The sequence below is a fragment of the Pseudomonas sp. AMR01 genome, from assembly GCF_041946035.1.
Classification (GTDB): Bacteria; Pseudomonadota; Gammaproteobacteria; order Pseudomonadales; family Pseudomonadaceae; genus Aquipseudomonas; species Aquipseudomonas antarctica_B.
Genome location: NZ_JAUTYR010000009.1, coordinates 12,233 through 26,310, shown reverse-complemented (window position 1 = coordinate 26,310; position 14,078 = coordinate 12,233). Strand labels below are relative to the sequence as shown.

Annotated in this window: 13 protein-coding genes; 4 read left to right on the top strand and 9 right to left on the bottom strand. The window is 61.1% G+C overall.

What is annotated here, in order from left to right; all coding sequences use genetic code 11:
• Positions 1-4: 4 nt before the first annotated feature.
• The 3 genes from Q7C20_RS10730 to Q7C20_RS10720 form a co-directional block, all read right to left on the bottom strand.
• Positions 5-148, bottom strand: a complete 144-nt coding sequence (locus Q7C20_RS10730) for a DUF2256 domain-containing protein (RefSeq protein WP_375067223.1) — start codon at positions 146-148, stop codon at positions 5-7.
• Entirely contained in the window at positions 145-1,683 is a 1,539-nt protein-coding gene (locus tag Q7C20_RS10725) for a cryptochrome/photolyase family protein (protein ID WP_375067222.1), read from the bottom strand. The genes Q7C20_RS10730 and Q7C20_RS10725 overlap by 4 nt, the downstream gene beginning before the upstream one ends.
• 189 nt (positions 1,684-1,872) lie before the next feature.
• Positions 1,873-2,685: an HAD family hydrolase gene (locus tag Q7C20_RS10720; RefSeq protein WP_375067221.1), complete on the bottom strand. Its 813-nt coding sequence runs from the start codon at positions 2,683-2,685 to the stop codon at positions 1,873-1,875.
• A gap of 262 nt (positions 2,686-2,947) precedes the next feature.
• Here Q7C20_RS10720 and Q7C20_RS10715 point away from each other — a divergent pair, with 262 nt between their 5' ends.
• Positions 2,948-4,141 carry an ATP-binding protein gene (locus Q7C20_RS10715; RefSeq protein ID WP_375067219.1) on the top strand — a complete coding sequence of 398 codons (1,194 nt, stop codon included), beginning with the start codon at positions 2,948-2,950 and terminating at the stop codon, positions 4,139-4,141.
• A gap of 29 nt (positions 4,142-4,170) precedes the next feature.
• Here the strand turns inward: Q7C20_RS10715 and Q7C20_RS10710 are convergent, their stop codons facing one another.
• The 4 genes from Q7C20_RS10710 to Q7C20_RS10695 all read right to left on the bottom strand — a co-directional run bounded on the left by Q7C20_RS10710 (position 4,171) and on the right by Q7C20_RS10695 (position 8,967).
• The gene (locus Q7C20_RS10710; protein WP_375067217.1) at positions 4,171-5,634 is read right to left on the bottom strand and encodes an aldehyde dehydrogenase family protein; all 1,464 of its coding nucleotides are present in this window, start codon (positions 5,632-5,634) and stop codon (positions 4,171-4,173) included.
• Positions 5,635-5,791: 157 nt separating this feature from the next.
• Positions 5,792-6,637, bottom strand: a complete 846-nt coding sequence (locus tag Q7C20_RS10705; RefSeq protein WP_375067216.1) for a GNAT family N-acetyltransferase — start codon at positions 6,635-6,637, stop codon at positions 5,792-5,794.
• On the bottom strand, positions 6,634-7,815 hold the full coding sequence (locus Q7C20_RS10700) for an NAD(P)/FAD-dependent oxidoreductase (protein WP_375067214.1): 1,182 nt from the start codon (positions 7,813-7,815) through the stop codon (positions 6,634-6,636). The genes Q7C20_RS10705 and Q7C20_RS10700 overlap by 4 nt, the downstream gene beginning before the upstream one ends.
• A 15-nt stretch (positions 7,816-7,830) precedes the next feature.
• The gene (locus Q7C20_RS10695) at positions 7,831-8,967 is read right to left on the bottom strand and encodes a DSD1 family PLP-dependent enzyme (RefSeq protein ID WP_375067212.1); all 1,137 of its coding nucleotides are present in this window, start codon (positions 8,965-8,967) and stop codon (positions 7,831-7,833) included.
• A 95-nt stretch (positions 8,968-9,062) separates the two neighbouring features.
• On the opposite strand from Q7C20_RS10695, the gene Q7C20_RS10690 reads away from it, so the two are divergent.
• A complete protein-coding gene (locus Q7C20_RS10690; RefSeq protein WP_375067210.1) occupies positions 9,063-9,947 on the top strand; it encodes a LysR family transcriptional regulator in 885 nt (294 codons plus the stop codon).
• A 39-nt stretch (positions 9,948-9,986) separates the two neighbouring features.
• Here the strand turns inward: Q7C20_RS10690 and Q7C20_RS10685 are convergent, their stop codons facing one another.
• Positions 9,987-10,700 carry a cupin domain-containing protein gene (locus tag Q7C20_RS10685; RefSeq protein WP_375067209.1) on the bottom strand — a complete coding sequence of 238 codons (714 nt, stop codon included), beginning with the start codon at positions 10,698-10,700 and terminating at the stop codon, positions 9,987-9,989.
• A 22-nt stretch (positions 10,701-10,722) separates the two neighbouring features.
• Entirely contained in the window at positions 10,723-11,574 is an 852-nt protein-coding gene (locus Q7C20_RS10680) for a GNAT family N-acetyltransferase (protein WP_375067207.1), read from the bottom strand.
• Between the two features lie 498 nt (positions 11,575-12,072).
• Between Q7C20_RS10680 and Q7C20_RS10675 the strand changes: the two genes are divergently transcribed.
• Both Q7C20_RS10675 and Q7C20_RS10670 read left to right on the top strand, forming a co-directional pair.
• Positions 12,073-12,741, top strand: coding sequence for a haloacid dehalogenase type II (locus Q7C20_RS10675; RefSeq protein ID WP_348055284.1), 669 nt, complete (start codon positions 12,073-12,075; stop codon positions 12,739-12,741).
• 21 nt (positions 12,742-12,762) lie between these two features.
• Positions 12,763-14,037 carry an NAD(P)/FAD-dependent oxidoreductase gene (locus tag Q7C20_RS10670; RefSeq protein WP_375067204.1) on the top strand — a complete coding sequence of 425 codons (1,275 nt, stop codon included), beginning with the start codon at positions 12,763-12,765 and terminating at the stop codon, positions 14,035-14,037.
• The last annotated feature ends 41 nt before the right edge of the window (positions 14,038-14,078 follow it).

The window sequence follows — 14,078 nt, the reverse complement described above, 5'->3', positions numbered from 1 at the left end:
AGCCTTACTGAGCAACCCGATGACGCGCCCGCCGGCAACGCTCAGAGCAATAGCGCACGTCTTCCCAACAGCGCGCCCATTTCTTGCGCCACGTGAAGCGCAGGCCGCAGGTCACGCAGGTTTTGACCGGGAGCTCACTTTTTTTCAAAACGACTCACCTTCATCCAACTGCGTGAGTAACCGCTGGCCACGCTGCCAAAGCGCCTGCTGTTTGGATTCATCCATGCGGTCGAGGTTTTTATAAAGCATGGCCATGCGGTGATTGCCACGCAGGCGGTCGCCGTGACGCATCAGGAAGTGCCAGTACAGCGAATTGAACGGGCACGCGTCCTCGGTGGTGCTTTCAGTCACCTTGTACGCGCAGCCACGGCAATAATCAGACATGCGCTTGATGTACTGGCCGCTGGCACAGTAAGGCTTGGAGCCCAGATACCCGCCATCGGCGTGCATGACCATGCCCAGTGTATTGGGCAGTTCCACCCAGTCGAAGGCGTCCATGTAAATCGCCAGGTACCACTCACAGATCTGACTCGGCGCAATGCCGGCGAGCAGGGCGAAATTGCCGGTCACCATCAGCCGTTGGATATGGTGAGCGTAGGCGTGTTCAAGGCTTTGGTTGATGGCCTGGCGCATACAGTTCATCTGCGTATCGCCTGTCCAGTAGAACTCCGGAAGCGCCCGGGTATTGCCGAACGCGTTGCCATGGGCGTAGTCCGGCATCTTCAGCCAATAGACGCCCCGCACGTATTCGCGCCAACCGATCAACTGGCGAATAAAGCCTTCGGCGGCATTCAGGGCAATGCTGCCAGACCAATAAGCGGCCTCCACATCGCTGCACAGCTGGCGAAGATCCAGCAAGCCGATATTCAATGCAGCGCTTATCCTTGCATGAAACAAAAAGGGTTCGTCGCTGGCCATGGCGTCTTGATAGTCGCCGAAGGCAGCCAGGCCCCAATCGAGAAAGTAATTCCACAATGCCTGAGCGTCAGCGTGCGTAACCGGGTAGTCAAACGTATCAACGGTGCCGTAATGCTCGCTGAAGTGCCTGGCGACCAGCGCGAGCACATCACGGGTGATTGCATCTGGCGCAAAACGCGCCGGTGATGGCGGCTTTATCCCTTTGGGCAAGGCCTTGCGGTTTTCGGCATCGAAGTTCCACGCGCCGCCCACCGGGCTGGCGTCGCCATTGAGCAATAGCCCACTCTTGCGCCGCATTTCGCGGTAAAAAAACTCCATGCGCAGCTGCTTCTTGCCTGCCGCCCAGCGGGTGAATTCGTCACGTGAACACAGAAAACGCGCATCGCTGTGCCATTGAATCGGCAAGCCACAGTCGCGTATCGACTGCTCCAGACGCCAGTCGCCGCATTCGGTCAGGTGGAACTCGGTGGGCTGCAGGCGCGCTTGCCAGCGCAGCAGTTCACCCGGCACTGAGCCACTGTTGTGCGGGTCATCGAGTGCCACGTAGTGAACCTGGATTCCGCGCTCCCGCAACGCCTCGGCGAAGTGGCGCATGGCACTGAAAATCAGCGTGATTTTTTGCGGGTGATGGGGCACATGGCTGGCTTCTTCCATCACCTCGACCAGCAACACCGTATCGCGTTCTTTATCCAGACCCTGTAGCGAGGCCAGGTCGAAAGACAGTTGGTCGCCCAGAACGAGGCATAGCCGGCGAGTCGATTTCATGGCGCGTTATCCAGTGAGTGAGCCACGCAGGGGGCCGCGATTTCCCCGCAGAACCCCTGAACTGATGCGTGACATAAGCAGTGGTAAATACTTGTACAAAAAAGCGATTTTGTACAGGTTTCTCGCGCCGTTATTAAATGTGTGTGGCTGAAACCTTCACGCCTTCAGGCGCCGGGGAACAATGAAGAGCTAGGGACGCGTGGCAATTTCTTCCAGGTGCTGCAGTAATCCCAGTGGATCTTCATACACCCTCAGCGCGCCGGCTCGCTCAAGCTCGCTGATGTCGTAGCCGCCCGACAGCAAGCCCACACCTGTCGCCTTGCAGCGCCGAGCGGCCAGCATGTCCCACACGGCATCGCCGACGACGACGCATTCCTCGATGGGCACTTCGAGTTTTCGCGCGGCGGCAAGAAACAGGTCCGGGTCGGGTTTGCCGTACTTGACGTCATCGCGGGTGACGATATTGATTTGGTTAATATCCAGGCCCAAAGCCTTCAAGTTGATTTGCGCAGTAGACGACCCACCACTTGTGGCAATGCACCACTTCATCTTCGCCTGCGTCAGCGTATGTAAAAGTTCGACCGCACCGGGTAGCGCGGTTATCTGGCCTTTGAGCGATGCGTAGGCTTCAGCATGTTTTTTACTGAGCCTGGTGCCTTGTTCGTCGCTGATCTCCACCCCGGTTTCGCGCGACAGGGTCTTTAACATCAAGCCCCCGCTCATGCCGATTTTCCTGTGGATGCGCCACATGGCGAGCGGAATGTTTTCAGCGTCGAGCGCCTGTTTCCAGGCCGCGACATTTTGATAAACGCTGTCAGTCAATGTGCCATCAAGGTCAAATATAAAAGATGTTTGAGGACGTCCACTTGAATCACTGTCGTCCTCTCGACTCACCCGTTGATCATCCGTCAGGCCCGCCTGTAACAGTTCTTCCTGTGTTGGAGGGGCAATCGGTTGAGTGTTCACTAATGAGGTCGATCCATACTCTTTTTGCTTAGTCATTACAGCTTTCCCTTTAACTTGAGTGCGCGCGCTTGGTTGTGTGAAACCAGCGAAGCCACCCCGTTCATTAATTCGTACCCGAAGCGCAGTTATGCGACGAGTGCCAAGTGAGGGAAAGCGCCAGAGGTTGAACGAACCTGATCAGCAGGGGATCAGACCACTAATGGAGTCTGTTATGTGGCATGGACTGATGCCCGGCACACTGATCTCTCCTGTAGGGCACGCATGTGCATGCGCGCCCTCCAACCAAGGACAATTTGCCATGCGGCTTTCAGCCTTCCTGCTCAGCAATATCGAGCCCATTCTTCAAGAATGGGAAAATTTTGCCCGGACCATCCGTACCGACAGCGCGCCCCTGGATTCCGCCGGGCTTCGTGACCATGCCGAGCTGATGATCCGAGCCATCGCCGATGATCTGCAAACCTACCAGTCCGGGCATCAACAGCTCGAAAAATCCAAGGGGCTGGCCCCCACGGAAGACGATACGGCCGCTCAAACTCACGCGATCACCCGCTTGATGGCGGGTTTCACCGTCGAGCAAGTCACCTCTGAGTTCAGAGCGTTGCGCGCCAGCGTGGTCAAGCACTGGATGAGCCGGGTCAAGGACGGTGAAACGTTTGAAGTGGAGGACATGATCCGCTTCAACGAAGCGATCGATCAGGCGCTCGCCGAATCCATCAGCAGCTATGCGAGCGCCGTGCAGTCGTCGCGTGATGTGTTCCTGGGGATTTTAGGCCACGACCTTCGCACGCCCTTAAGTGCGATTCTCATGGGGGCCGACGTGCTCTTGCGCACGGATGACTTAAGCGTCAGGACAACCAAAATTGCCTCCCGCATCTACGCAAGCGTCAAGCGCGCGTCACGAATCGTGGGCGACCTTTTGGACTTCACCCGCTCGCAGCTTGGCCGTGGCATTCCTGTCAATCGCACGTTAATTGACATGGCGCCGGTGTTTGATCGAATTGTTGACGAGTCCCGCGCCGTTTACCCTGAGGCCAACATCGTGGCCGACCGCGCAGAGCGTGCGGTCGGCGAGTTTGATGAGGCACGCCTGGAGCAAGTGTTTTCGAATTTGATCAGTAATGCCGTCCAGCATGGCACGGGTCGCTCACCGGTGAAGGTGACGCTTGAGGCCTGTGACCACAGCCTTTCGTTCAGCGTACACAACATGGGTAAAGCGATTCCCGAAGACGTGCTGCCCTTTATCTTCAACCCCATGGGCCGTTATTCGCCGCAATCCTCAGAGGACAACGGCCCCTACGCAAGCCTGGGCCTCGGGCTGTTTATCGTTGATCAGATCGTTAACGCGCACGAGGGCTATATCAACGTATCTTCGGATGCGGAGGCGGGTACCTCGTTTAACGTCGCTATCCCGCTCAGTTCCACCTCCGCCCACCCCAAGTGGAGACGTCACAGAGAAGAGGCCTCCGTGCCCGCGGTTTGGAGTACCAAGTAAGCGCGATACAGGTGTCGGGAGCCGGCCGGCTACTCGCCGAAGCCAATGATCGCTTTGGTTTCAAGGTACTCTTCAAAACCCTGTACACCGTACTCACGACCGTTGCCCGAACGCTTATAGCCGCCGAAAGGCGCCATCGGGTTCCAGGCGGGATAGTTCAGTAGCACTTGCCCGGCACGAATGCGCGAGGCAACGGCGCGCGCCAGGTTCAAGTCCTGCGCTTGAACATGTGCACCGAGCCCATAGACCGTATCGTTGGCGATAGCGACGGCCTCATCCACCGTCTCGTACGCGATGATGCATAACACCGGGCCGAATATTTCCTCTTGGGCAATACGCATGGCGCAGCTCACATCGGAGAACACCGTGGGCTGGGTGTAGAAGCCCTTTTCAAAGCCGGCCACGCGTCCTGGCCCGCCGCACAGCAGCTTTGCGCCTTCGGCGATGCCTGCTTCGATCATGGCCTGAACGCGATTGAATTGAGCCTCGTTGGCAATCGGGCCCAGTTGCGTCGCTTCCGATTGCGGGTCGCCGACGATGATTGCATTCGCGGTGGCGGCAGCCAGTGATTCGACTTCCGCCAAGCGGCTCCTTGGCACAATCATCCTGGTCGGCGCGCTGCAAGATTGCCCCACGTTGCGAAACGCCGACATCACGCCCAGCGGCACCGCTTTGGCAAAGTCGGCGTCCGGCAGCAGAATGTTCGGCGACTTGCCGCCCAGCTCCTGGGTGACGCGTTTAACGGTGGGGGCAGCGGCCTGCGCCACCAGCGCGCCTGCGCGGTTTGAACCGGTAATTGAAATCATATCGATATCAGGGTGCGCCGCCATGGCGGCGCCCACCTCATGCCCGCTTCCGTTCACCAGGTTAAAGACCCCGGGCGGCAGGCCGGCGTCGTGCAACAGTTGTGCAAACAGCAGCGCGCTCAGGGGCGACAGTTCGCTGGGTTTCAACACCACAGTGCAGCCGGCGGCGAGCGCCGGAGCGACCTTGGCGGTGATCTGATACAGCGGCCAGTTCCACGGGGTGATGAGGCCGCACACGCCGATGGCTTCGCGTTCAATCGCGGTGCCGTTTTCAACCGTCTGAAAGCGATAGCTGGACAGCACGTCACGGGCGACCCGCACGTGTTCGGCCGCCAGCGGTACTTGCATCGACCGCGCAAAACTTATCGCGGCGCCCATTTCCAGCGAGAGGGCTTGGGCGAGCGTTTCCTTTCGCTCAAGGATCAGCTCGTGGATTTTGCCGAGCACCTGCGCACGTGACGCCGGGGACGTCGCTGACCAACCCGGCAATGCGGCACGCGCAGCGGCGACCGCACGATCAACATCCTCGGCAGACCCGCGTGCAACCTCGGCAACCACTGTTTCAGTGGCCGGATTGACCACCGGCAGGCTCGCCGGGACGGCAGGCGCGCACCAGCGCCCATTGATGTAAAACAGGCGCGAGGTGTGCGGATCAACGCTGTAGCTATTCGAAGAGTGTGTGGTCATCCAACGAGCTCCCTGGAGCGGTAATAGGCGCTGCGACGGGCACGGCCCTAGCGTGTGGTTACGCTAGCAAAACGGCCCAGTTCAAAGATGCCGTTGTTGCCGCCTGCAAGGAATAATCTGCTGAATCCGCCAGGTTGGCCGCGCATCTTGCGTGGCTTCAGCCGATGGCTTGGGTCACCAGCGCAAACTGCTGGATCCCCTCGCGTGATTGCGGGGGCACACCCAACACCATTCTGGGCGCTCGATCAACACAAGGCAGGCCCAGGCTTTCCAGCCACTCGGCCAAGCCGCAATCGGCGAGGATGTCGAAGCGCACAAAGGCGCCAGGGATCATGCGCAGCGCGTGGGTAATCAGCTGTTGAGCCTGCTGCAGATTCTGCGCAACCACCGGGCCGACGATATGGCCGCGCCCAAATCGGCGAAGCAGAGCGCACCCGGTCAGCTGCCCGTTTACCTCGATACCCACCACGTGCTCGGCCGCCGGCAGCAAGTCCTTGAGGACGGCGCTGCGGTCCAGGCCACTGCCCGCGTTGGCCAGCTCGATCAGCGTTGGGTAATCGGCCAGGCTTAACACCCGGCACTGCGCGTGCTTGACCAGAGGCATGGGCGCGGGTGTCTGCGGCACGCCCTGGTGTTGCTGGATTCGCGCGAAATCCACGAAGCCCATGCTGGCATACAGCGGCGCGCCGGACTCAGTGGCGTTGAGGATCGGCGTGCGGGGCGCGGCAGCCTCCAGGCACAGGTTCATCAGGCGGCGCCCGATGCCTTTGCCCTGATGCTGATCGCTCACGATCACCAAGCCGATGGAGGAATAGGCGCCCTGATGACAGGCAAACGCCACGCCCACCAATTCGCCGTCCTGCTCGGCAACGAAGCCTACGGAGGTGCGCTGCACCATGGCCCAATCCTCTTCTCGGTGAGGCCACTTCAGGTGCACCGACAGCGCATGCGCCGCCGGCATGTCGGACGCGGTGGCGGGGCGATAAACCGTAGCGAGGCTCATATGAGTTTTCCTGTCGAGAGGGCACTGGTCGCCATAGGCAGGGCAACCGATGGTTGAGTGAAGCGGCGGATATCAAACGGGCTGATCAAGGTGTTGGTGCTGCCGGTGCTGATCAGTTCGGCCATCACATCGCCGACGCCAGGCCCCAGCTGGAAACCATGGCCGCAAAAACCAAAGGCATAAAACAGCCCGTCCACGGCGCCGCTCGGGCCCATCACCGGCAAGGAGTCCGGCGTATAGCTCTCGATGCCGCTCCACACGCGGATGATGTTCAGCTTCTCGGCGCCGGGTAGCAGCCGCTTCATTTGCCGCATCTGGTTGAGCAGGCTTTCCGGTTTGAAATACGCCCGTCGGTTGAGCATGTCTGGTGTGCAGCGGTTACCGCCACCGATGATGATGTTGCCGCGCGGGATCTGGCGAAAATAGATCACCTCTTCCTTGATCTTGGTAAACACCCCGATCACGGTCGGCAACGCGTACGGCACCGGCTCAGTCACCGACATCTGCGGGCCGTTGGGCTCCAGCGGCACCGCCTCGCCGAAACGCTCGGCAAGCTTTGCCGCCCAGGCCCCGGCAGTGATCAGCAGTTGGTCGGCGACGAAGTGCTGGCCGTCGGTGGTGGTGACGTGAAATGCGTCGTTGACCTTTTGCACATCGGCAACTTCAGTACGCTCTTCGATGCGCGCACCGAGCCGACGCGCCGCACGCGCAAACGCTGGCGCCGCCAGCCGAGGGTTGGCGTGACCATCGTGGGGCGCATAGGAGCCGCCCTTGACCTCCGGGCCCAGAAAGCCAAAACGTCGGTGCAGTTCGGCGCCCCGATAGATCTTCAAGTCCAGCTGCGCGGCCTCCGGTGCGGCGGCGTAGGCTTCCAGTTCAGCAATCTCATCCTCGCGATAACACACGCGCATGTGCCCGCTGGCGATGAATTCGAGGTCATCGTCAATCAGCTCCGGCAGGCGTTTCCACAACGCCCAGGAGCGGTTGGCCAGCTCCAGTTGCCCCAGGTAGCGGCCCTGGCGTCGCACGTTGCCAAAGTTCACGCCGCTGGCGTACTGACCAATCTGGTCGCGCTCCAGCAGCGTGACCGAGCAGCCGCGCCGGCGCAGAAAAAACGCTGAAGAGGCGCCCATGACGCCGCCTCCGATTACCAACACATCACTTTTTTGGATATTCATAACGACTCCGCTGAATTACCAGCCATGCAGGCGGCTCCAGGTGTGCACCAAACCCTCGGCATCCAGGGCGTGGTAGTCCGGAAATTGCGCGCCGGTGGCACAGGCGTGATTGGGCAGGATGCGCAAACGGCTGCCAATCGGGAAGCGCGCGACAACGTCGGCCGTGTCGGCGGCGCCCAGGGTGATGATGCCATGTTCCTGGTTGGCGCCAGTGACCCGTGCGCCGTCAATCCAGTCGCCGGCTTCATTGCACACTTGGCCGTAGCCGAAGTCCTGGCGCTGACGCTGCGTGCCGCGGTCGCGACTCATGGCCATCCAGCCGGCGTCGGTGATGATCCAGCCTTTATCCGGTTGATGGCCGATGACGGTGGTCAGCACGCTCAGCGCCAATTCGTCTGCCTGGCACACGCCGATGTTGTGCATCACCAGGTCGAAGAACACATAGACGCCTGCGCGCACCTCCGTCACACCCTCAAGGTTCAGCACCGAGAGCGCAGTGGGTGTGGAGCCGATGCTGACGTCGGGGCACGCCAACCCGGCCTCGCGAATGCGCTGCGCGGCGCGCACGCACAGCGCGCGTTCCTGTTCAGCCAGTGCTTGCAGGGCTTGCAGCGTATCCAGGTCATAACTGGACCCCGCGTGGGTCATCACACCACGCAGTCGCATACCGCCGTCGCTAAGGATGCGCGCAACCTCTATGAGGGCGCCGTCGTCGGCGGCCAGGCCTGAGCGATGGCCGTCGCAGTCAATTTCAATCCATACCTCAAAGCACGCGTCGTGAAGCCTGGCGAAGGCCACGATCGCTTGGGCGCCGACCACGCTGTCGGTGAGCACGCTGAGGTGGCAGCCCTCACGCATGAGCGCCAGGGCTTGAGGCAGCTTGGCCGGCGCCAGCGCCACGGCGTAAAACACATCGAGGATGCCGTGCGTGAAGCAATGCTGCGCTTCCTTGAGGGTGGAAACCGTCACGCCGCTGGCGCCTGCGGCCATCTGTGCGTTGATCACCGGCAGGCACTTGCTGGTTTTGATGTGCGGGCGCAAGCGCACGCCGAGGGTGTCCATGCGCTGCTGCATGCGCTGGATATTGCGCTGCATTCGCGGCACATCGACTAACGCTACAGGCGTATCGAGGGGGGCAATCGGCGTGGACATGATGGCACTCGAGTGGCTGGGTATGGGCTGCACTCTACTCAGCAATCCTTAAGGTGTGGTTCAATTAAAGCTCATCAATCATTAAGTAAAATTGAATGATCTCCATCGAAGACTTGCGCCTCGCCGTCACGCTTGCCCGCTCTGAATCACTCAGTGCTGCCGCCAGAGCCCTGAACGTGTCGCCGCCCGCGCTCTCCATGCGCCTGCGCAAGCTCGAAGGGCAACTGGGGCTGACGCTGGCCAATCGCGACGCCCGGCGCCTGAGCCTTACCGCTGAAGGCGAACGGTTTTCGCGAGAAAGCGCAGTCTTGCTCGATCAGTTGGAGGCGCTTGGAGAGTCGTTCACGCAAAAAGACGAAAGGCTGGTGGGAACCTTGCGGTTGGCGGCGCCGTTTGGTTATGGCCGACAGCGGATCGCGCCGTTGCTGGCACGTTTTGCAAAATTGCACCCACAGGTGTGCCTGCAGTTGGATTTACGCGAGACACCCTGGCCCGACCGCCATGACAGCGACGCGGTGATTCACATCGGTCATCTGAATGACAGCCTGTGGACCGCCCGACAACTTACGCCCAACGAGCGATGGTTATGCGCCAGCCCGGCGTATTTGCAAGAACACGGCGAGCCGTCGACGCCCGAGGAACTGGCTTCGCACCGCTGCATTTGCATTCGTGAAAACGATGAGGACGTAACCTTGTGGCACCTGCGAAAGGGGCAGGGGCGCAAGACCCTGCGCATAGAGCCCGCCTTGTTGAGTAACGACGGAAGCGTCGCCCGGCGCTGGGCCGAGCAAGGCTTGGGGTTGGTTTTGCGTTCGCAATGGGATGTCAGTGACGCCCTTGCCAACGGCAGCCTGGTACGCGTGTTGGCGCCGTGGAGTTTCGACAGCGCACCGATCAACCTGTTGGTGCCTTCGCGCAAACTTCGCAGCCCGCGCGTGCAGGCGTTGGTGGCCTTTCTGGAAGACAGCTTGAAAACCTGAACCCAGGGCCGTGTACTTGCGGTTTCGCCCCTCTGCAGTTCACTGCACGGCGTAAATCTTGCGCACATACACCGTGCTGGTCCAGGCGCACGGTGCGCCTTTTGCCACAAATACGGTGTCACCGGTGCTCACGGTCACATCGGTGCCCTCGGCGTCCCGCAGTGTCACGGCGCCCTCCAGCAGATGCATCAATTCATGCAGCTTGTGCGGGCGACCGTGGCGGGCGTAGGGCGTCGAGTCCCACAGGCCCACTCGCAGCTCGGTCACGGGGTCGTCGAACAGGTTGAGGGCGCGGCACTGCGGCGCCGGGCCGATCAGGATCGCAGGTTCCGGCGCGGCGGAGGGGTTCAATAAGCTGTGCCCAACCATCAGCGTCAGGCCTGGCCGCGCGGGGGCGCCGGGCTGGTCAACGGCGCAGAATGCCCATTGGCTGCCCACAGTTGCCTGCAGCGTGAGGCGCGTGCCACGGCCAATGACTGCGCTGCCACCCACGCCCAGGTCCAGGCTTTGTTCGGCGGTATGCAACACCACATTGCCGGCGTGGACCACCAGCGTCTCGCTGTGTGGAAAATCGTCGACGGTGACTTCGCCGCTGAACCCTACAAGTCCTGCGGACACGCCGTCAGTTCCGAGCCAGGCGAGTTGGCGGGTGTCTGCAAAGGGGTCCAGCGGGCTCAGGGCGCCACGGTTGAACGGGGTGTCAACGCGGCTGCCGTCGGCGCGTGCCAACAGCAGAATTCGGGGAGAGGGCATGGGTAAGGCTCCGGATGAACAGTCAGCTGATTGCTTGGGTGATCAGGGCAAACGGGTGAACACCGCCGCTGGCCTGAGGCGGTTTGCCCAGGGCCATTTGCGCGACGGTGTCGATGTGTTTGAGGCCGTTGTGTTCGAGCCAGTCGCTGAGGCCGCAATCGGCAGGAATGTCGATGCGAACAAAGGCATCCGGCACCTGCGCCAGTAACACGCCAATCAGGTGTTTGGCCTGGTTCAGGTCCTCGGCGACTACCGGGCCGATGCAGCGCCCACGCCCAAACGGGCGCAGCAATGCGAAGCCGCGTAACTGGCCATCGCGCTCAATACCCACGGCATGCTCCACCTGCAGGTCGCGCAGGACCTCGCTGCGGTCCAGGCCGCTGGCGGCCTTGGCGAGCGCGAGCAGGGCGGTGTGATCATCGGCGTGCAACGCTCGGCAGGTTTCACCTTCACCCAGGTCCGGCAAGGCCGGTACCTGCGCCTGCCCTTGATGCTGTTGCACCCGTCCGAATTCGACAAACCCTTGGCTGGCATACAGCGGCGCACCGGCGAGGGTCGCGTTGAGAAGTGGCGTACGCGACTGGCACGCCTCAAGCGCGTGTTCCATTAGCCGGCGACCGATTCCCTGGCCCTGGTAATCATTGCTGACGATCACCAGGCCAATGGTTGCGTAGTCGCCCTGGGGGCAGGTGAACGCGCTGCCGATCAGACGCTCGCCGTCCAGCACTACGAAACCGTCGCTGACGCGCTGCAGCATGGCCCAGTCTTCCAGGCGATGCGGCCATTTAAGCTGCACCGACAACGCATGGGCGGCCGGCAGGTCGGCGCGGGTCATCGGACGGTAGACATAAGCGGGGTGTGGCAGTGCGGACATGGCGAGGCTCCGGAGTGCAGTGTGGGCAAGGGGTGCAGGTCACATTAATGCCTGTATCGCACCTGCATTCAGGGCTGGCAATAGGGCGCGGGTGATTCGGTAGATTTGGTGGGCAGAGGGGTGGAAGGCCATAGTTACTGCTTAATTTCGGGGATGGGCCGGTAGCAAATGCCAGGCGCTTTTTTCGACGGCGCAGGTTGTGCTTGCGCTGCTGTATCGCGCCCCACAGGTTCTGCCGCCGCGAACCCTTATCCTTAAGCCTTCCCACCGCAAAAGCCCCGTAAAAGCGCACAAACAAAGGCTCTGCCCAAGCCTGGCGCGCACCGCAAACTCTGCTGAGGCCAGCCACCAAAACGGTGGTTTGTATTGAGTGCAGGTCGTTTTAGACGTCATATGCTGATTTCACAGTGGTGTAATGAAGCTGTGCTGCAACGAGGCCGACGCGCCGCCAGGGCAGCGAACGCTTGTCACCTTCAACTGACTTCAGGACCGCACTCAATGAGCTTTCTTCGTCCCAAATTCATTACGTTCGATTGCTACGGCACGCTGACCAACTTCCATATGGGCACCATGACCCGCGAACTCTTCGCAGACCGCATCACTCCCGAGCACATGGACCAGTTCGTCAAAGACTTTTCCGCCTACCGCCTCGACCAGGTCATGGGCGACTGGCGCCCATACGATGAAATCCTCAAGACCGCCCTGGCCCGCACATGCAAGCGTTGGGGTATCGACTATCGCGAAGAAGGCCAGCTGTATTACGACGCCGTGCCAACGTGGGGCCCGCATGCCGATGTACCGGCGGGCCTGTCGAAAATTGCCGACAAAATTCCGCTGGTGATTTTCTCCAATGCCATGGACAGTCAAATCATGTCCAACGTCGACAAGCTCGGCGCGCCTTTCCACAAGGTCTTCACCGCCCAACAGGCCCAAGCCTACAAACCGCGTCTGGCGGCGTTTGAATTCATGCTCGACAACCTCGGGTGCGGTCCGGAAGACATCTTGCATGTGTCTTCCAGCTTCCGTTATGACCTGATGCCAGCGCATGACATGAAGATCAAGCACAAGGCGTTCGTTGCCCGTGGTCACGAAGTACCGGCCAACGCGTTTTACGGCTACCAGCAGATCACCGACATCGGTGGGTTGCCAGCATTGGTCGGTCTGTAACAGCACACCTGGGAGTAAGACATGGGCAGTGAATCCTATTGGCTCGACACTGCACCGGCATTCACCGGTGCGCAGCTGGGCGACTTGCCCAAGCAGGTCGACGTGGCTGTGGTCGGCGGTGGGTTCACCGGCCTCGCGGCGGCTCGCGCCCTGGCGCTTAAAGGCGCCAGCGTGGTGGTGCTGGACGCCGGGCGAGTGATAGGCGAAGCCTCGGGGCGCAACGGTGGGCAGTGCAACACCGGGGTGGCCCAAGACTACGCCGGCTTGTACGCCAGCCTCGGTGCCGACAAGGCCCGCGCTTATTACCAGGCCTATGAAAACGCGGTGCAAACGGTGGTTTCGCTGGTGGAGCAGGAAGCGATTGCCTGTGACCTGGTGCGCAATGGCAAGCTCAAACTGGCGGCCAAGCCCCTGCATTACGAGGGCCTGGCTCGAACCTGCGAGTTGATTCGGCAGGAGGTCGATGCCGACGTCGAGTTGCTCAGCGCCGAGCAAACCCGCGCAGAGGTGCGCTCGGCGCAATTCCATGGTGGTTTGCTGCAACGTAACGGCGTGCAGATGCACGTCGGGCGTTTTGGTGTGGGGCTGGCAGAAGCCGCGGCACGGCGTGGCGCGATGATCTACGAACACACCGAGGTCAAAGACTGGAAGGCCCAGGCGGGCGGCTATCACGTCAATACCGCCAGGGGTTCGCTGCACGCCGGTCAAGTGTTGCTGGCGACCGGTGCTTGCCAGCATGGCGACCTGGGTTGGTATCGCCGGCGGATCGTGCCGGTTGGCAGCTTTGTCATCGCCACCGAAGTATTGCCTCAGGCACTCATCGACCAATTGCTGCCCCAGCGGCGCGCCTATGTAACCAGCCGCATGATCGGCAACTACTTTCGCCTGACCCCGGACAATCGCCTGCTGTTTGGCGGGCGTGCGCGGTTTGCGATGTCCGACAGCGTCTCCGATGCCAAGAGCGGCAAGGTGCTGCAGGCCGCGATGCTGAACATGTTCCCGCAGTTGGCGCACGTGAAAATCGACTACTGCTGGGGCGGCCTGGTGGACATGACGTCCGACCGCTTGCCGCGCGCCGGCCAGCACGACGGGGTATTCCACTCCATGGGCTACAGCGGCCATGGCGTGCAGATGTCGGTGCACATGGGGCAAGTGATGGCCGAGGTCATGGCGGGCAATGCCGCCGCCAACCCGTGGCGTGAACTCGAGTGGCCGGCTATTCCCGGGCATTTCGGCAAACCCTGGTTCCTGCCGTTCGTGGGCGCCTATTACCGGTTCCAGGACTATCTGCACTGAGTTGCCGTTGTTGCGTCACCGTCGTTTGCGTTTCCAGTACG